The following is an 18,984-nucleotide window of genomic DNA, read 5'->3' as shown; positions in this document are numbered from 1 at the left end:
CGGGTGCTCCTGGGGGTTCGGAGGAAGAGGGAGGAGGGCCGGCCGGCCGCACTGCTCGCGGCCGGCCGGAGGGTGCGGTGCTACTCGGCGACGACGCCGCTCGGCCGTCCCGCCGCGGCGGCCTCGATCCGGGCCGCGACCTTCGGGACGTTGGGCTGCTCCAGCATCGAGAAGTGGTTGCCGGGCGACTCGTCGATGAGCAGGCGGCCGTCCACCCGCTCCTTCCAGCCGAAGTCCCAGCCGGTGAACAGCTCGGTCTCGGCGCGGATCAGCAGCGCGTCGCCGCGGAACGGCTCGCGCGGGGTGTCGCGGTAGGTGATCAGGGCCCGGGCGTGCCGCTGGTAGAGCCGGACCAGCCGGCGCAGGTCGTCCACGGTGGCGGCGTCGGCGCGCTCGTCGTCGGTGCCGTGGGTGAGCTGGATGACGTACCGGAGCCGGGCGTCCTCGTCCAGCGCCTCCAGCACCGCCTCGGTGGTCGGCAGCTTGTGGCCGAACGCACCGAGGATCGCGGCCGACTCCGAGGTCACGTACCGCGGCGGCACCGGGTCGTCGATGCTCGCGCTGACGATGGTGAGCATCGCCACCTCCTCGCCGCCGGCCTGGAGCTGACGGGCCATCTCGTACGAGATCATCCCGCCCATGCACCAGCCGCCCAGGTGGTACGGGCCCTCGGGCTGGATCGCCCTCAGCTCGGCGAGGTAGAGCGCCGCGATGCCCTCCATGGTGTCCGGCCTGGGCACGTCCGGACCCGCGTACTCAGGGGCCTGCACGGCGTAGAACGGCTGCTCCGGGTCGAGCGCCTCGACCAGCTCGGCGTAGCTGAACACGCTGCCGCCGAGCGGGTGGACGAAGAAGATCGGCGGCTTGGAGCCGGTCGAGCGCAGCGCGACCACCACGCTGTTGACGACCTCCTGCTCGCCGTCGATGATCCGGGCGATCCGCTCGATGGTGCCGCCCTCGAACAGGGCCGCCACCGGCAGCTCGACCTCGGTGATGTCCGGCAGCCGCATGATGACCCGCAGTGCGGAGATCGAGTTGCCGCCGAGCTCCAGGAAGGCGTCGGTGACCCCGATCCGCTCCACGCCGAGCACGTCGGACCAGATCTCGGCGAGCGCCCGCTCGGTCGCGGTGCGCGGCTCGACGAAGATCCCGGCGGCGGACTCCTCGCGGCCCGGTGCGGGCAGCTGGTTGCGGTCGATCTTGCCGTTCGGGGTGAGCGGGAAGGCGTCCAGCACCACGAAGGCGCTCGGCACCATGTAGTCCGGCAGCTCGGCGGCGACGGCGGCCCGCAGCTCGGCGGTGGTCGGCGCGTCGCCCACCGGGGTCAGGTACGCGGCCAGCCGCTTGTCACCGGGCCGGTCCTCCCGGGCGACCACCACCACCCGGCCGACGCCGGGGTGCCGGGCCAGCACCGACTCGATCTCGCCCAGCTCGATCCGGAAGCCGCGGACCTTGACCTGGTGGTCCGAGCGGCCGAGGAACTCCAGCTCACCGGACGGCAGTCGGCGCACCACGTCGCCGGTGCGGTACATCCGGGCGCCGGGCGTGCCGGCGAACGGGTCGGGCAGGAAGCGGTCGGCGGTCAGGTCGGCCCGGCCGAGGTAGCCGCGGGCCAGCCCGTCGCCGGCGATCCAGAGGTCACCCGGGACGCCCTCGGGCACCAGGCCGAAGGTCTGGTCCAGCACGTGCACCCGGGTGTTGGCGATCGGGCCGCCGAGGGTGACCGGCGCACCGGGCAGCACCCGCTGGAGGCAGGACCAGATGGTGGTCTCGGTCGGGCCGTAGGCGTTGTGGACCACCGGGAACCGCGCGGTCAGCTCGGCCGCCAGGTCGTCCGGCAGCGCCTCGCCGCCGGAGATCACCCGCAGCGCCGGGTCGGCCCGCAGCCCGGCCTCCACCAGCAGTCGCCAACTGGACGGGGTGGCCTGCATCACGGTGGCGCCGCTGGTCTCCAGGAAGTCGCGCAGCCGGGGGCCGTCCACCGCGATGTCGGGGGCCAGGATCAGTTCGGCGCCGACCAGCAGCGGCAGGTACACCTCCAGGCCCGCGATGTCGAAGGAGAGCGAGGTGACCGCCAGCAGTCGGTCCCGATCGGTGATCTCCAGGTCCCGCTCGAAGGACTGCAGCAGGTTGAGCAGGGCGCCGTGCGGGATCTGCACGCCCTTGGGGCGGCCGGTGGAGCCCGAGGTGTAGATGACGTAGGCCAGGTGGTCCGGCGTGACCGCCAGTGGCGGCTCGTGCTCCGGGTACCCGGCCGTGGCGGCCGCGTCCACTGCCAGCACCCGGGCGCCGGCCGGGTCGAGCGCGCCGACCAGCTCCGGGTCGGCGAGCAGCACCGAGACCTCGGCGTCGGCGAGCATGAACTCCAGCCGGTCGGACGGGTACCCGGGGTCGAGCGGTACGTACGCGCCGCCCGCCTTGAGCACCGCCAGCAGGCTGACGATCAGGTCGGCCGAGCGGGCCAGGTGCACGCCGACCAGGACGTCGGGGCCGACCCCGAGTTCACGCAGCCGCCAGGCCAGCCGGTTCGACCGGGCGTGCAGCTCGGCGAAGGTCAGCACGGTGTCGCCGGAGCGCAGCGCCACCGCGTCCGGGCGCTCGGCGGCGCGCCGGGCGAGCAGCTCGGGCAGGGTCTGGCCCGGGGTGCGCGGCGCCGCGGTGTCGTTCCAGCCGCTCACCAGCCGGGTCAGCTGCTCGTCCGCGAGCAGCCCGGCGGCCTGGGCCGGGGCGGTGGGCTCGGCCACCAGGGCGGCCAGCGCGGCGGCGTAGTAGCCGCCGATCTCGGTGATCCGCCCGGCGGAGAACTCGGCCAGGTCGTAGTTGAACCGCAGCCGGACCTCGCCGGTGGCCGGGTCGGTGCCGAAGTTGGCGGTGAACGGGAAGTTGGTCTGCTCGAAGAACTCGCCGCCGGTGACGGCGATCTGCTCCAGCGTCATGTCGTAGCTGCGGAAGCTGCGGTGGTCCACCACGACCTCGAACAGCTCGGGGCGCCGCAGGTCCTGCAGCAGCTGCGCCATCGGGTAGCGGCGGTGCGCGAGCGCCTCGCTCTCCTGACGGTGGATCTGCTGCGCCAGCTCGATCCAGCTGACCCCGGCCACCTCGGCCACCAGCGGCAGGGTGTTGAGGAAGAGGCCGACCACCTGGTCGCCGTCGGCGGTCTCCGGGCGGCCGTTGCTGACCCGCCCGGTCACCACCCGGGTGGAGCCGGAGAGCAGTGCCAGCACCCGGGCGTGCGCGGCGAACATCACCGACTTCACCGGCACCTTGGCCCGGGCGGCCACCGCGCGCAGCCCGGCGGTCAGGTCGGCCGGCAGCGGTACCTCGTACACCTGGGCGGTGCGCTCGGTGGCCAGGCCCTGGTCGGGGTACCGGGGCAGGCCGGTGAACTCGGTGTCGGAGAGCGTGCGGGCCCAGAAGTCCCTGGCCTCCTGGCCGGCCAGCGCCTGCTGCTCCAGGGCGAGGTAGTCGCGGAACCGGGTGGCCGGGGCTTCGGGTTCATTCGTCCGCCCGGCCAGCCGGGCGTCGTAGCCGGTGAGCAGCTGGGAGGTCACCAGGGACAGGCTCCAGCCGTCCAGGATCGCGTGGTGGAAGCTCAGGTTGAGCTGGAAGTCGTCGTCGGCGAAGACCAGGACGTGCAGCTTGAGCAGCGGGGCGACGGCCAGGTCGAAGGCGGTGGCCTTCTCGGCGGCGGTCCACTCGGCGGCCCGGCGCCGCTGGTCCTCGGCGGGCAGGCCGCGCAGGTCCTCGACGGTCAGCGGGGTCGGCACGGCCGAGTGCACCAGCTGCATCGGCTCGCTGAAGTTGGTCAGGTCGATGGAGCTGCGCAGCATGTCGGAGCGCGCGATCACCCCGGCGAACACCTCGTCCAGCGCGGCCCGGTCGAAGCGGCCGGCCAGCCGGATGGCGGAGATGTCGTGGTAGGTGGGCGTGTCCCGGTCCAACAGGCTGTGGTAGAGCATGCCGGACTGGAGCCTGGTCAGCGGGTAGGCGTCGACGATGTCGCCGAGGGTCATGGCGGTCCTTTCCAGGACGGTCGGGGAGGGGGTGCTACTTGGCGCGGAGCTTGGCCAGGTCCGCCGGGGAGAGCAGGCCGAAGGCGGCGACCGGGCGCTGCTCCTGGGCCACCTCGGTGCGGGAGGCCAGCCAGCCGGCCACCGCCTCGACCGTCTGATGGGCGAACAGTTCGGTCAGCGGGAGGTCGAGGCCCTGCTCGCGGGCGAGGCCGACGACCCGGACGGCGTGCATGGAGTCGCCGCCGATCTCGAAGAAGTTGTCGGTGGCGCCGACCCGGTCCAGCCGCAGCACCTGCTGCCAGAGCTCGGCGAGCTGCTGCTCGGTGCCCTCGCGCGGCGCGGTGTACCCGGCGGTCGAGGACCGGTCCCGGTCGGGCACCGGCAGCGCCCGGCGGTCCACCTTGCCGTTGGGGCTCAGCGGCAGCGCGGGCAGCGCGACGAACGCACCGGGCACCATGTAGTCGGGCAGCAGCCGCCCGATCCCGGCCCGCAGCGCGGCCCGGTCGGGCACCGGGCGGCCGTCGGCCGTCGGCGTCAGGTAGGCGACGATCCGCCGGTCGCCCGGCTCGTCCTCCCGGACGATCACCACGGCCTGGCCGACGCCCGGCTGTTCGGCCAGCGCCGCCTCGATCTCGCCGAGTTCGATCCGGAAGCCGCGCACCTTGACCTGGTGGTCGATCCGGCCGAGGTACTCCACCGTGCCGTCGGGCCGCCAGCGGGCCAGGTCGCCGGTCCGGTAGAGGCGGGCGCCGGGCTCGGCGAACGGGTCCGGCACGAAGCGGTCGGCGGTCAGCTCCGGCCGGCCGCCGTAGGCCCGCGCCAACTGCACACCGCCCAGGAAGAGTTCGCCGGGCACACCGATCGGGGCCGGGGCCATCGAGCGGTCCAGCACGTACACCCGGGTGTTGGCGATCGGCGCGCCGATCGGCACGGTGGGCCTGGTCCAGCCGGGGCGGCTGGACCACCGGGTGACGTCCACGGACGCCTCGGTGGGCCCGTAGAGGTTCTCCAGGGCGGCGGTCGGCAGGGCGCGGTGGAAGCGCCGGGCCAGCTCGGCCGGCAGTGCCTCGCCGCTGCACGCCACCAGCCGCAGCGAGTGGCAGTCCGGGGCCGCGGCGGCGGTCAGGAAGGTCTCCAGCATCGGCGGGACGAAGTGACACACCGTCACCCGCTCGCGCTGGATCAGCCCTGCCAGGTAGTCCGGGTCGCGGTGTCCGCCGGGCTCGGCCAGCACCATCCCGGCCCCGGCCAGCAGCGGCCAGAACAGCTCCCAGACCGAGACGTCGAAGCTGATCGGTGTCTTCTGCAGCACCGTGTCGTCCGCGCCGAGCCGATAGGCGTCCTGCATCCACAGCAGGCGGTTGACGATCCCCCGGTGCGGCACCTGGACACCCTTGGGGCGGCCGGTGGAGCCGGAGGTGTAGATCACGTACGCGATGTGGTCCGGACCGGCGGTCGGCTCCGGGGCGTGCCCGGGATACCCGGCCCCGGCCTCGGGGCCGACCCGGAGCACCGTGACGCCGTCGGCGGCCGGTGCGTCCGCCGCGCCGTCGGGGCCGGTGAGCAGCACCGGGACGCCGGAGTCGGTGAGCATGAACTCCAGCCGCTCCCGCGGGTAGCCGGGGTCGAGCGGCAGATAGGCGCCGCCCGCCTTGAGCACCGCCAGCAGGGCGACCATCAGCTCGACCGAGCGCTCCAGGTGCACGCCGACCACCACGTCGGGGCCGACCCCGAGCTCGCGCAGCCGCCAGGCCAGTCGATTGGCCCGCCGGTGCAGCTCGGCGTAGCTCGCCTGCTGCCCGCCGATGCGCACCGCGGTCCGCTCGGGGGAGCGCTCGGCCTGCTCCTCCAGCAGCGAGGTGAGGGTGCGCTCCAGGTCCCAGCCGACGGCGGTGCCGTTCCACTCCCGCACCACCCGGTGGCGCTCGGCCCGGCCCAGCAGCTCGACGGTGGCCACCGGCACGGCGGGGTCGGCCGCCACGGCGGCCAGCACGTTGGTGAGGTGCTCGATCAGCCGCCCGATCGTCGCGGGGTCGAACAGGTCGGTGTCGTAGTCCAGCCAGCCGAGGATCTCCTCGCCGGTGTCCAGCATCCGCAGGTTCAGGTCGAACTGGCTGTTCGCCTCCGACACCTCGACCAGCTCGCTGGTCACCCCGGGCGCCTCGAAGGCGCCGAGCCGGACGTTCTGCAGCGCGAACAGCACCTGGACCAGCGGGCTCCGGGAGAGGTCACGCTCCGGGGCGAGCTCGGCCACCAGCCTGCCGAACGGCACCTCCTGGTGGGCGAAGGAGGCCAGCGCGCTGTCGGTGACCCGGCGGACCAACTCGTCGAACCCGGGCTCGCCGTGCAGGTCGAGCCGGACCGGCACGGTGTTCAGGAAGCAGCCGACCAGGTCCTCGAACTCGGCCCGCTCCCGGTTGGCCACCGGGGTGCCGACCAGCAGGTGGTCCTGGCCGGTGTAACGGGAGAGCACCACGCCGAACGCGGAGAGCAGGGTCATGAACAGCGTGCCGCCGCTCCGCAGCGACAGCTCGCGCAGTCGCTCGGACACGGCCGGGTCCAGCACCAGCCGGCGGCGCGCGCCACGGTGCGCCTGGACGGCGGGTCGGGGCCGGTCGGTGGGGAGCTCCAGCACGGTCGGCACCCCGGCCAGCTGCTCTGTCCACCCGGCGAGCAGCGCGGCCGCCGCGTCGTCGTCCGGCTCGGCCCGCTGCCAGCGGGCCACGTCGGCGAACTGCAGCCCGGAGCCGAGCTCCGCCGCGCCGTCGGCCAGGGCCGCCCGGTAGGCCCGGGAGAGGTCGTCGAGCAGCACGCCGAACGACCAGCCGTCGAAAACGATGTGATGCACCGTCAGGACGAGCAGCTGCTCGTCCGCGCCGCTGCGCAGCACCAGCGCCCGCAGCAGCGGGCCGGCGGCCAGGTCGAAGGGCCGCTTGGTCTCCCGCATCGCCTCGGCCAGCGCCGCCCCGGCCGGGTCGGGCGCGGTGCGCAGGTCCACCTCACGCACCGTCACCTTCGCCCCCGGGGTGGGCTGCTGGATCGGAGCTCCGCCGGTCAGCGTGAAGCCGGTCCGCAGCACCGCGTGACGACGCAGTACGGCGTCCACCGCGATCTGCAGGGCCCCGAGGTCGAGCGGCCCGCGCACCTTCAGCACCAACGGCATGTTGTACGCGGCGTCGCCGGGGCGCAGCTGCTCCTCCAGCCAGAGCCGCTCCTGGGTCCAGGAGAGCGGGGCCGGTGCGTGCTCGTCGGACCGGGGGACCGGCCGCTCGGCGCCCGTGCCCCGGCCCGTCCGCTCGACCAGGGCGGCCAGCCCGGCGACGGTCGGGTGCTGGAACAGCTCGCGCAGCGACAGGGCGACGCCCAGCGTGCGGCGGACGCGCACCAGCACCTGGCTGAGCAGCAGCGAGTGGCCGCCGATCGCGAAGAAGTTGTCCCGGCTGCCGATCCGCTCGCGGCCCAGCACCTCCCGCCAGATCCCGGCGAGCTGCTCCTCCAGCTCCCCGGCCGGAGCCACGTACCGGCCGACCGCGGCCTCCTCGCGGCCCAGCCGGCGCAGCGCGGCCCGGTCGGTCTTCCGGTTCGCGGTGAGCGGCAGCTCGTCCAGCACGACGAAGGCGGACGGCACCTTGTGCTCGGGCAGCGCGGCGGCCAGCGCGGCCCGCAGCTCGGCCAGGTCGGGCCGGACGTCGCCGGTGGCCAGGTAACCGACCAGCCGGTAGCCGCCGGACCGTTCCGGCACGGCCAGCACCACGGCCTGCCGTACGGTCGGCTGCGCGGTCAACGCGGCTTCGATCTCGGCCGGTTCGACCCGGTGGCCGCGGATCTTGACCTGGTGGTCGGCCCGGCCGAGGTGGTCGATCAGACCGTCGGGGCGCAGCCGGGCCAGGTCACCGGTGCGGTAGACCGGGTCGGGACCGGCGGCCGCGAGCGGGCTCCGGCCGAACCCGCCGGTGCCCTCGGCGTAACGCGCCAAGTGCGGCGTGCGGACCACGAGTTCACCGATCTCGCCGATCGCGGCGGGCCGGTCACCGGCCAGGACCAGCAGCTGCACCTGGTCGATCCCGGGGCCGAGCGGCACCGGGCCGGCGCCGCCCGGCGCGGGCTGCCCGGCCCGCCGGGCCAGGTGCACCGAGACGGCCTGCGGGGTCTCGGTGGCGCCGTACAGGTTGAGCAGGTCGGCGGCCGGGGCGAGCGCCGCCCAGTCCCGCAGGGTGCGGTGGCCGAGCACGTCGCCACCGAAGCCGGCCAGCCGCAGGAGGGGCCAGCCCGCGCCGTCCGCGGCGGCCAGCGCGGCCCCCAGCGCGGGGGTCAGGTGGGTGACGGTGATCCGGTCCCGGCGCAGCGACTCGGCCAGCGCGGCGGTGTCCCGCAGATCGGCGCCGGGGAAGACGGCGCCGGCGCCGGCCCAGAGCGGCGCGAGCACATCGCGCAGGAAGGGGTCGTGGCCGAGGCCGGAGAGCACCGAGAACCGGTCCTCGGGGCCGAGTGCGAAGGCCCGGGTGTACCAGTCGAGGAAGTGCGCGAGCGGGCCGTGGTCGCCGAGCACCCGCTGCGGGCGCCCGGTGGTGCCGGAGGTGAAGCTGACGTAGGCCAGGTCCCCGGCGGTCGGCCCGACCGGAGCGGGCAGCGGGTCACCCGTGGCGTCGAAGGGGATCACCGGGCCGGTCATGAAGCTCTCGACGGCCCGGCCGGGGGCGGCCGAGATCCACGCGACCGGCTTCAACTCGGCGGCCCGCAGGGCGAGTTCGGCTGCCGGGTAGTCGGCGTCCAGGATCGCGAAGGCCGCCCCGGCGCGCAGGGTGGCGAGCAGTGCCACCACGACGGCCGGGTCACGGGTCGCCTGAACCGCCACCACGTCGCCGGGGTGGACGCCGTGGGCGAGCAGCCGCGCGGCCGTCCGGTCGGTCTGCTCGGCGAGCTCGCGGTACGTCCAGCTGCGGTCCGGGCCGATCAGGGCGGGCCGGTCGGGCTGTCGGCGGGCGTGCGCGGCCAGCCGCTCCAGTACCGATCCCGGGTAGCCGGCGGGCAGTTCGAGGGTCGGGTCGGGGGTGAGCGCGGTGGCGCGGGCGGTGGCGAGGGCGAAGGCACCGACCGGGCGGGCCGGGTCGGCGACGGCCTGGGCCAGCACCAGGCCGACCTGCTCCAGCAGGTCGGCCACCCGCTCGGCCTCGTACAGCTCCGCGTCGTACACCGCGTCCAGGGCCAACTGCCCGTCCACCGTGGAGACATAGAGGGTCAGGTCGAACTTGCTGTCGATCTCGGGGAACGGCAGCTGCTCGACCGTGCAGTCCGGCAGCTCCAGCGGGGCGGCCGGCGGCAGCACGTTGAAGAAGACCTGGACCAGGCCGTTCCGCCCGGGGTCGCGGTCCGTGGCGCGGTCGGCGGCCAGCTGCTGGAACGGCACCCGCTGGTGGGCGAACGCCTCCAGCGCGCTGTGCCTGACCCGGCCGAGCAGCTCGGCGAAGGACGGGTCGGCCCCCAGGTCCAGCCGGACGGGGAGGGTGTTGAGGAAGCAGCCCAGGACGCGGTGGTCCCCGGCCCGGCGGGTGGAGACGGGGGTGCCCACCAGCAGCTCGGGCAGGCCGGTCTGCCGGGAGAGCACCACGCCGAAGGCCGACAGCGCCGTCATGAACAGGGTGCATTCGTGGGTCCGGCCGAGCTCGCGCACCCCGGCGCTGACCGTGGCGTCCAGCAACAGCCGCTGCTGGGCACCGGGGTGGCTCCGGACGGCCGGACGGGGCCGGTCGGTGGGCAGTTCGAGCACCCGGGGCGTCTCGTCGAGGTACTCCCGCCACCAGCCGAGCAGGCCGTCCAACGCCTCGGGGGTGAGCTGCTCGCGGTCGGCGTGGACCGCCTCGACGAACTGGCGGCGGACCGGCGGGAGGTCCGGCTGACCGCCGGTCGGCGCGGCCCGGTAGACCGCCGACAGCTCGGCGAAGAACAGGCCGAACGAGGTCCCGTCGAACACCAGGTGATGGACCGTCACCACCAGCAGCTGCCGCTGCTCGGCGGTGCGGATCACCAGCACCCGCAGCAGCGGCCCCTCGGTCAGGTCGAACGGCCGCCGGGCCTCCCGCAGCGCGGCCTCCCGGCCGGCCTCGGCGGCGTCCGGCAGCTCCCGGAGGTCCAGCAAGGTCACCGGCGCCTCGACCGTCGGCAGCACCTGCTGGACGGGGGTGCCGTCCAGGTCGGCGAAGACCGTGCGCAGCGCGGAGTGCCGGGCCACCACGGTGTCCACGGCGTGCTGCAGGGCGGCCGGGTCGAGCGGACCGTCGACCCGGGAGATCACCGGCATCAGGTACGCGGTGCCGCCCGGCCGCAGCTGCTCCTCGAACCACATCCGCTCCTGGGTGGAGGAGAGCGGGAGGCCGGGAGCCGCACCGGCGGTGGGGTCGGGGGCGGGCTCGGTGAAGGTGTCGGTCATGTCAGGTCCTTGGTGAGCAGCAGGTTCAGCTCGGATGCGAAGAGGCCGGCGAGCAGGGCGAGGGTGTCCGGCGGCAGCAGGCCGAGCGGCGCGTGCAGTGCACCCGTCAGCTCGTCGCCGTCCTCCCACAGCTCGCAGCAGAGTTCGGTCTGCGGGCCCAGCGGCGGGGCCGGCCGGGGGCGCAGGGTGGCGGCGCCGAGCCGCACCGGGGCGCCGACCCGCTGGAGCACGAGCATGGTCTGGTAGAGCGGGGATCGTCCGGCCGGTGGTCGCGGTGCCAGCGCGGCGATCCGGTCGGTGGGCAGCGCGGCGTGGGCGAACGCCGCCAGCAGCCGGTCGCCGATCAGGGCGAGCAGCTCCGGGCCGGACGCGCCGGGGTGTCCGGGCACCCGGATGGGCAGGCCGTTGGCCAGGTACCCGATGGTCCGCTCGTCCGCCGGGGCCCGGTCGGCGACCACGGTGCCGATGGCCAGGTCGAGTTGGCCGGTCCAGCCGGCGAGCGCCCGCCACCAGGCGGCGAGCAGCAGGGTGAGCGCGGGGGTGCGGTGGCGGACGGCCGCCGCCCGGAGCAGCCCGGCCGTCCCGGCGGGCAGCGCGATCGGCCGCCCGGTCACCGGGGAGGTCCAGAGCTGCCGCAGGTCCGGTGTGGCCACCGGCAGCGCCAGGGGCTCCAGGCCCGCCAACTCCGCCTGCCAGAAGGCCCGGTCGGCGTCGTCGGCTGGTCCGGCGGCCGGGGGCCCGGATGCCGGCGGCAGTGCCGCGCCGTCCCAGGCGGCGGCGAGGTCGCCGAGCAGGACCTGCTCCGAGTGCGCGTCGTACACCGCGTGGTGCACGGCGATCAGCAGGGTGTGCCGGTCGGCACGCTCCGTCAGCAGACCGGCGGCGAGCAGCGGGCCGTTCGCCAGGTCGTGCACGGAGGCGGCCAACTCATCGGTGAGCGAAGTGAGTTCACTCTCGCCCGGGCCGGAGCGACGGAGCAGTGGAGGCAGTGCGGGGTGCGCGGCCACGGCCCGGTGCGGTCGGCTCCGGTCGAGCGGGAAGGTGGTCCGCAGCGCGGGGTGTGCGGCGGCGACCGCGGCCAACGCCTGCTCCAGGCGTTCGGCGTCGATCGGCCCGGAGACCTCGATCCGGCTCATCGCCACGTGGCCGGGTGCGCCGGGCGCCAGCTGCTCGGCGATCCAGAACCTGCGCTCGCCGGACGAGAGTTGACCGTCAGCGCGGCCGGGCCGCGAAGCCGTGCGCCCGGGCCGGCGGGCGGCCAGTCGCTCCAGGGCGACGACGGTGCTGTGCCGGTAGACGTCCCGGGCGGAGAACTCGGTGTCCAGCAGGACGGACAACCGGGCGGCGATCCGCAGCATCTGGAGCGAGTTGGCGCCGAAGGACAGCAGGTCCTGGTCCGGGCCGAGCCAGGGCACGCCGAGGATCTCGCGGACCGCACACAGCGCCGGTGACCCGTCCGGTCCCGGTACGGGTGCGGGCGCCCCGGTGGGCTCCACCGGGCGGACCAGCCGCTCGACGGCCCGCAGGTCGGCCTTCCCGGTCGGCCCGAGCGGGAGGGCGTCGAGCCGGACGAACCGGTCGGGCCGCAGGTACGAGGGCAGCGCGGCCGCGCTCAGGCGGCTCAACTCCTCGGCCGTCAGGGCCGGTCCCGGTTCGGCCGTGTAGGCGCAGACGGTGCCGGTGACGGTGCCCTCGGCCGTGCGGACCGGCAGCAGGAAGCACTCCCGGACGCCGTCCAGGGCGCCCAGCACCCGCTCCACCTCACCCGGTTCGATCCGGTAGCCGCGCACCTTGAACTGCCGGTCGGCGCGGGCGAGGTAGCTGAGCCGGCCGTCGGCCGCCATCCGGACCAGGTCGCCCGTCCGGTAGACTCGCAGCGGCTCCCGGCCCGGCAGCTCCAGGACACCGAAGCGCTTGGCGTTCTCCTCCGGCCGGTTGACGTAGCCGAGTGCCAACCCGTCGCCGCCGATCAGCAGTTCGCCGACCTGGCCGACCGGGGCGAGGCCACCCTCGGTGTCCAGCACGGCCAGCACGGTGTTGCGGATCGCGGTGCCGATCGGGATGCCGTCGGCCGCGTCGAGGTCGGCCGCGGACACGTCGTGGGTGGTGGCGAACACCATCGACTCGACCGGGCCGTAGCAGTTGCTCAGCCGGACGCCGGGGTGCCCGGCCAGGAAGGTCGCGAGGTGGGACGGGGAGACCCGCTCGCCGCCGACCATCAGATGGCGGACGCCGGTGAAGGCGTCGGGGTCCTCGTCCAGGATCAGGTTCGCCAGCGAGCTGGTCAGGAACAGGGTGTTGACCCCGTCCTCCCGGACCAGTCGGCGGAGCCCGGCCGGGGTCAGCAGACCGTCCGGGACCTCCACCGCGCAGCCGCCGTTGAGCAGCGGGCCGAAGATCTCCAGCGTCCCGGCGTCCCAGTACGGTGCCGCCACCAGCGGCATGACGGTGTCCGGTCCGAGGTCCGCGTAGCCGCCGTCGAGGAAGCTGCGGAGCACCGCCCGGTGCGGGACGGCCACGCCCTTGGGTCGGCCGGTCGAGCCGGAGGTGAAGAAGACGCAGGCCGGCGCGTCGGCGCCGGTCTCCACCGGCGCGAGGTCGGCGCTCGGCGCCGCGCCCGCCCCGGGTCGGCCGCCGTGGGGTCGGCCGCCGTGGGGGAGCGCGGCACCGGGCAGTGCGACGACGGGTACCGCGGCCGACACCAGGCCCGCACCGGTGGTGTCCAGCACGAACGCGGCGGCCAGGTCGTCGACGACCCCGTTGACGCGCTCGGCGGGCCACTGCGGGTCGAGCGCGGCGTAGGCGCCGCCTGCCAGCAGGACGCCCAGCGCGGCCACCGTGAACGCCTCCCCGGGACGGGCCAGGACGGGAACGAACGAGCCGGGCCGGACGCCCAGGTGGCTCAGCGTCAGCTGCACGGCGCGCGCCCGTTCCACCAGTTCGTGGTAGCTGACGACGCGTCCGCCCGCCCGCAGCGCGGGAGCGTCCGGCGTCCGCGCGGCCACCGCCAGCACCGCGTGGTGCGCGGTGGCGGCGGTGGGGATGGCGGTGCTCGGACCGAATGACAGTGATCCGTTCATGATCTCGGCGGCGGGCCGCCACTCCTTCGTTCTACTGCTGGGCGGGACCGCTCAGCGCGGCGTTCACCGTCTCGGTCAGCCCGTCCGGGGTGGAGTTGAGGACGTCGAGGAACTCGACCTCGACGCCCCACTGCTCCTCGATCCGGGAGACGATCACCACCGCGTGGAACGAGTCGCCGCCGTGCCCGATGAACGAGCCCTCCCCCGGCACCTCGACGCCGAGGACGTCCGTCACCAGAGCCCTGATCTCGGTGGCGGAGACGCGCCCGGCGAACGTGTTCTGGACTGACACCGGAACCAACTCCGAATTCTTGGAAACATTAGCCGTGGACATGACAGATAGGGTCCGGTAAATCTGGACACATTGCTGTCGTGCTGCATTCATGCTGATTAATATTTCGCGGTGGCCGATCGGCCGTCCGCCACCGCGCTGCTGCCTTCCTGCGCTGCTGCCGCGATATCGTCGCGGCAGCAGCGGGCGACTAGCTCCAGCCGGTGTCGGGGAGACCGAGACCGGTGGCCGAGACGACCGTGGACGGGCTTCCGGGCTGTTCGGCGGTGGTCACGGTGGCGCCCAGGGCCAGGGCCAGCGCGCCTGCCAGGGCGGCGGAGAGCATGATGATTCGCTTGCGGGTGACGCTCATTTTTTTTATTCCCCCATGATTCGGTGCAAAGGCCCTCGGGGGATCGCCCCGTTCGGCCATGTCCCAAGCATCGTGAATTGGTAGGTCGCAATCCAGCTCGAAAGGCCGCATGATGGTGAGCTGCACCAAGATGAAGGGCGACCAAAGAGTGAATAACACTCCTAAATCAGACATCATGGCCCGGCTGCAGGACCTGCAGGCCGAGGACATGCAGGTCTACGGATGGGCCGTCACCCACGGCTGTCTGGTGGCCGAGGACGCTGCTGTCGGTCTGGGCATCTCCCCCGAGCGGGTCGCCCGCTCGCTGGAGCTGCTGGCGGCCGTGCCACTGATCAGCCGGGACGGCGACGACCAGCACAACGGCGGGCCACCCGGCTGGAGCCCCGTCGACCCCCAGCTGGCCAGCGCCGAGGTGGCCGCCACCGAGTCCAGGCTCCGCCGGGGCCTGGCCGGCATCTTCTCGATCTGGGACACCGTCGACTCGCTCAACGCGCTGTACGCGACGGGTGTTCAGGAGGCCGCCAGAGAAGCGCCCTTGGAGCTCGTCGAGTCACTGGACCGGGTGATCGAGATGCTGGAGGAGGCGAGTGACGCCTGCCGGTCGGAGGTGATGACCTCGCAGCCGGGCGGGGGGCGTCCGGCCGCGGAGCTGGAGCAGTCGATCGCCAGGGACCTGGCGATGATCGAGCGCGGCGTCCGGATGCGCACGCTCTACCAGCACACCTCGCGTCACCACGCCCCGACCCAGGTCTACGTCGAGCGGGCCACCGCGATCGGCGCCCAGGTGCGCACCCAGGTCGAGCTGTTCGGCCGGATGATCGCCTTCGACCGAGAGGTGGTCTTCCTCCCGCACTCGGAGGTCAAGGGAGGGGCCGCCGTGATCCGGGATCCGTCCACGGTCGCCTTCCTCTGCACCGCCTTCGACCGCAACTGGCAGATGGGCGCCCCGTACAGCCCGGCTCTCGCGGACGGTGAGGTGCGCGAGGGCGTCGAGCTGGCCATTCTCACCATGCTCAGCGAGGGTCTGCGGGACGAGACCATCGCCCGCCGGCTCGGCGTCTCCCTGCGGACCTGCCGCAAGTACATCGCCGACCTGTTCGAGCAGCTCGGTGCGGAGAGCCGCTTCCAGGCGGGCTACCTCACCCGGGCCCGGGACCTGCTGGACGGCTCAGCCGCGCGCGGCGCCCACCTCGGCGAGTGAACCGATCCGGCCGAGCAGGTCGACGATGCGGGACTGGACGTCCTCGGAGGTGGAGCGTTCGGCGAGGAAGAGCACGGTCTCGCCGGTCCGCAGCCGGGGCAGTTCCTGCGGGTCGAGGTCGACCGAGGTGTAGACGACCAGCGGGGTGCGGTGCAGCCGGTCGTTGGCGCGCAGCCAGTCGAGCAGGCCGACCCGGCGGCGCCGGATCTGCAGCAGGTCCATCACCACCAGGTTCGGCTGCACGCTGCTGGCCCGGGAGACCGCGTCGTTCTCGTCGGTGGCGTGCTCGACGTGCATGCCGCGCCGCTCCAGGCTGGCGATCAGCGCGGCCGCGATGTCCGGGTCGGACTCGACCAGCAGCACCCGGGAGGAGTGGTTCTCGCTGTCCTTGGGCGCCAGCGCCCGGAGCAGGACGGCCGGGTCGGCCCCGTACGCGGCGTCCCGGGTGGCCTGGCCCAGGCCGGCGGTGACCAGCACCGGCACCCGGCTGTTGAGCGCGGCGGTGCGCAGCGACTGCAGCGCGGTACGGGTGATCGGCCCGGTCAGCGGGTCGACGAAGAGCGCGGCGGGGTAGGCGGACACCTGGGCGTCCACCTCCTCGCGGGAGCGGACGATCACCGGCCGGTAGCCGCGGTCCTGGAGGGCCTGCTTGGTGGACGGGTCGGGCTCGGGCCAGACCAGCAGGCGGCGCGGGCCGCCGTCGACCGTCGGCACCACCATGGTCGGCGGGTCCTCGGCCCCGGTCGGTGCCGACTCCGGCCCGGCCAGGGCGAGTTCGGCGGTCGGCCGCGGGGGCGTACGGGGTTCGACGGGCGCCGGGGGCTCGCCACCCTGCTCCGGCGCACTGGCCAGGGCGGGCAGCGCGGGGCGCTCGACCGGCGCGGACTGCTGCGGGAAGGCGCTCGGGAACGCCCCGGCGAAGCCACCGGACGGGCGCGGCGGGGTCAGCTCGCCGAGCCCGCTGCCGACCGGCCTCGGCTGCTCGGCAGGCGGCTCGACGGACGGTTCGGGACGGCTCTCCCCGGACGGGAGCTCAAGTGCCCGGCGGGCCGGCACCTCGGGGGATGGCGCAGGCGCGGGGCTCGGCTCCGCCTGGGCGGGCAGCGCGAGCCGCCGACGCCGGCCGGTCGGCTGGACGGCCGGCGGTTCGGTCGGGACGGGCGGCACCTCGACGGGTGCGGGCAGCGCCAGTTCGAGGCCGGGGTAGACCGGCGTGCCGGGGTCGGGCACCCCGGGGATCGACAGCGACTCCGGCAGCCCCCGACGGCGGCGTCCGACCCGCCCGGGCTCCTCCTCGGCCACGGCCGGCTCGGCGACCGGTCCGGCGGCCGGCGGTTCCGGCACCGGGCCGGGGCCGAGGGCGATCGGACCCCGGGCGGGCTCGGCCTGACGGTCCGTCGGGCCGCCCGGCTCGGCCTCCGCCCGCTGCTCGCCCCGCTGCTCGACCGGCTGCTCGTCGGTGCCGCTCGCCGGGACGGCCTCGGCCACCGGCTCCTTGGCCTCCGCGACCTCGGCCGGGGGGACCTCGGGCAGGTCCGGCAGCATCGCGGTGTCGGTCTCCTTGGGCACGTGGTGCTGCCCCACCGCGCGCGGCCCGGTCACCGTGGCCGGGTCGAGCGGGAGTTCCACCACGTACGTGGTGCCGGCCCGGGACGGCAATTCGTGCCGCTGGAGCACCCCGTCGTGTCGCTCGACGGTGCTCCGGGCGATCGGCAGGTGGACCGGGTTGACGGCCCGGGACGGCCCGCGCACCTCGATCCGGGCGACCTCGCCGCGCTGGGCGGCGGCCAGTACCACCATCGGCGCCTCGGCCGGCCCGTCCGGACCGGCCGTCGTGCCGGGGGTGTCCAGCGAGAGCGCCACGCCGCTGACGTCCGCGACCAGGTGGGCCAGTGCCCGGGCGAGCCGCTCGCGGTCGGCGACCACCTCGACGCCCGCCGCGTGCACCGAGTACCTGACCCGGCCCGCGCCGACCAGTTCACCCGCCTGCTCGACGGCGCGCTGGACCACCTTGTCCAGCCCGACCGGGCGGCGGTCCAGCTCCTGCCGGCCGTTCTCGGTCTCGGTCTCGAACCGCTGGTGGTCCAGCACCCCGTCGATCAGGGTGCCGAACCGGCGGCACTCGTCGGCCAGCCGCCGCAGGGTCCAGTTGGCCTCCGGCCAGAGCTGCCCGGCCGGGTCGGCGGCCAGCGCGTCGATCCGGCGGTGCAGGGTGTCCAGCGCGCTGCCCAGCTCGCTCTCCAGAACGGCCGTCAGATGCTCGTTCCGGGCGACCAGCGCCAGCTCCCTGGTCCGGTCGGTGAACGTCATCACCGCGCCGACCAGTTGGTCGCCGTCCCGGACCGGGGCGGTGGTCAGGTCGACCGTCACCGGCCTCCCGTCCTTGCGCCAGAGCACCGCACCCCTGACCCGGTGCTTGCGGCCGGAGGTCAGGGTGTCCAGCAGCGCCGAGCCCTCCAGGGCCAGCGGGCTGCCGTCCGCCTGCGAGTGCTGGATCAGCGGGTGCAGCTCGCGGCCGCCCAGCTCGCTGGCCCGGTAGTCGAGGATGTGCGCGGCGGCCGGGTTGACCAGCACCACCCGGCCCTCGAGGTCCACCCCGAGCACGCCTTCGGCGGCGGCCCGCAGGATCATCTCGGTCTGCTTGTGCTGCCTGCGCAGCTCGGCCTCGACCCCGAGCCGGCTGCTCAGGTCGCGGACCAGCAGGAGCAGCAGCTCACCGGCGGAGCCGCCGTCCTGGGGGAAGCGCGAGCTGTAGCCGGAGCCGCCGCGCTCCTCGCCGTCGTCCGTGAAGTCGTTGCCGGAGACCTCGACCGGGAAGGTCGAGCCGTCGGTGCGCCGCGCGGTCATCCGGACCGGCCGGTCCAGACCCTCGGGCTCGCGCGGGGCGGGCCGCATCGAGCCGGGGATCCGGCTCGGGTCGAACTCGGGCAGCAGGTCCAGCACGCCCATCCCGACCAGCGAGGTGCCGGGGGTCTGCAGCGCCTGGACGGCGGCGGAGTTGGCGTCCACGACGGTGCCGTTGCTGTTCACCAGCAACAGTGCGTCGGGCAGGGCATCGAGTATGGCGGCGAGGCGAGCAGCGCCTCGGATCGGCCTGCTGCTCACGTCGACAGGTCTCCTCACGGCTTGCGTCACGGCGTGCGACCGGCGGCTCGCGCTCTCCTCGGGAGACTGGAGTATCTCATTCTTCTTTGCGCCGTGGACGACCCGGCCGGTAACGTTGTCGGTGGTTGGTGTCAGGCCTCGGGGTTGTGGCATCATCTCAGTCGCACGGAGTGCACCGCTGGTCGGTGCGATCCGTCGTGGAGGAGGCTTCGCCTAGTCCGGTCTATGGCGCCGCACTGCTAATGCGGTTTGGGCCTTCAAGCCCATCGAGGGTTCAAATCCCTCAGCCTCCGCCACTGGAGCCCCGTCGGTCACTGACCGGCGGGGCTCCTGCCGTACCCCCGGGCAAACGATTTCGCCCCAGGTCGAGGGTCATGTAATGTTGTCCCCGCACCGCCCCGCAAGGCCCAGGCCGCACAGGGCGAGCGCTCATAGCTCAACGGATAGAGCACTTGACTACGGATCAAGAGGTTGCAGGTTCGAATCCTGCTGAGCGCACCACGCACCACCGCTC

General features: G+C 74.3%; 7 protein-coding genes and 2 tRNA genes. 3 read left to right on the top strand and 6 right to left on the bottom strand.

Annotation, left to right across the window (positions count from 1 at the left end; all coding sequences use genetic code 11):
• Positions 1–80 precede the first annotated feature (80 nt).
• From OHV05_RS17045 to OHV05_RS17025, 5 genes are all read right to left on the bottom strand, one after another.
• Positions 81–4,013, bottom strand: a complete 3,933-nt coding sequence (locus OHV05_RS17045) for a non-ribosomal peptide synthetase (RefSeq protein WP_405018446.1) — start codon at positions 4,011–4,013, stop codon at positions 81–83.
• A gap of 34 nt (positions 4,014–4,047) precedes the next feature.
• Positions 4,048–10,440 carry an amino acid adenylation domain-containing protein gene (locus tag OHV05_RS17040; RefSeq protein ID WP_405018445.1) on the bottom strand — a complete coding sequence of 2,131 codons (6,393 nt, stop codon included), beginning with the start codon at positions 10,438–10,440 and terminating at the stop codon, positions 4,048–4,050.
• Positions 10,437–13,520, bottom strand: coding sequence for an amino acid adenylation domain-containing protein (locus OHV05_RS17035; protein ID WP_405018444.1), 3,084 nt, complete (start codon positions 13,518–13,520; stop codon positions 10,437–10,439). Before OHV05_RS17035 ends, OHV05_RS17040 begins: the two co-directional genes overlap by 4 nt.
• 31 nt (positions 13,521–13,551) lie before the next feature.
• Entirely contained in the window at positions 13,552–13,812 is a 261-nt protein-coding gene (locus OHV05_RS17030; protein WP_405018443.1) for an acyl carrier protein, read from the bottom strand.
• A gap of 190 nt (positions 13,813–14,002) precedes the next feature.
• A complete protein-coding gene (locus OHV05_RS17025; RefSeq protein WP_405018442.1) occupies positions 14,003–14,164 on the bottom strand; it encodes a hypothetical protein in 162 nt (53 codons plus the stop codon).
• A gap of 175 nt (positions 14,165–14,339) precedes the next feature.
• Between OHV05_RS17025 and OHV05_RS17020 the strand changes: the two genes are divergently transcribed.
• Positions 14,340–15,365: a LuxR C-terminal-related transcriptional regulator gene (locus OHV05_RS17020; protein ID WP_405018441.1), complete on the top strand. Its 1,026-nt coding sequence runs from the start codon at positions 14,340–14,342 to the stop codon at positions 15,363–15,365.
• Here OHV05_RS17020 and OHV05_RS17015 read toward each other — a convergent pair.
• The gene (locus OHV05_RS17015; protein ID WP_405018440.1) at positions 15,333–18,470 is read right to left on the bottom strand and encodes a PAS domain-containing protein; all 3,138 of its coding nucleotides are present in this window, start codon (positions 18,468–18,470) and stop codon (positions 15,333–15,335) included. The two genes, OHV05_RS17020 and OHV05_RS17015, sit on opposite strands and share 33 nt — an antisense overlap.
• 202 nt (positions 18,471–18,672) lie before the next feature.
• On the opposite strand from OHV05_RS17015, the gene OHV05_RS17010 reads away from it, so the two are divergent.
• Both OHV05_RS17010 and OHV05_RS17005 read left to right on the top strand, forming a co-directional pair.
• Positions 18,673–18,766, top strand: a tRNA-Ser gene (locus OHV05_RS17010).
• A 129-nt stretch (positions 18,767–18,895) separates the two neighbouring features.
• A tRNA-Arg gene (locus OHV05_RS17005) sits at positions 18,896–18,971 on the top strand.
• Positions 18,972–18,984: the final 13 nt, after the last annotated feature.

It is taken from the genome of Kitasatospora sp. NBC_00070, from assembly GCF_045041205.1.
Taxonomy (GTDB): Bacteria; Actinomycetota; Actinomycetes; order Streptomycetales; family Streptomycetaceae; genus Kitasatospora.
Note: the sequence above shows the minus strand (reverse complement) of the source record. Positions and strands in the feature narration are given on the sequence as shown.

Coding starts and splice junctions, on each gene's coding strand:
- OHV05_RS17040 (WP_405018445.1), bottom strand. CDS start 10,440: ATGACCGACACCTTCACCGAGCCCGCCCCCGACCCCACCGCCGGTGCG.
- OHV05_RS17020 (WP_405018441.1), top strand. CDS start 14,340: ATGGCCCGGCTGCAGGACCTGCAGGCCGAGGACATGCAGGTCTACGGA.
- OHV05_RS17045 (WP_405018446.1), bottom strand. CDS start 4,013: ATGACCCTCGGCGACATCGTCGACGCCTACCCGCTGACCAGGCTCCAG.
- OHV05_RS17025 (WP_405018442.1), bottom strand. CDS start 14,164: ATGAGCGTCACCCGCAAGCGAATCATCATGCTCTCCGCCGCCCTGGCA.
- OHV05_RS17035 (WP_405018444.1), bottom strand. CDS start 13,520: ATGAACGGATCACTGTCATTCGGTCCGAGCACCGCCATCCCCACCGCC.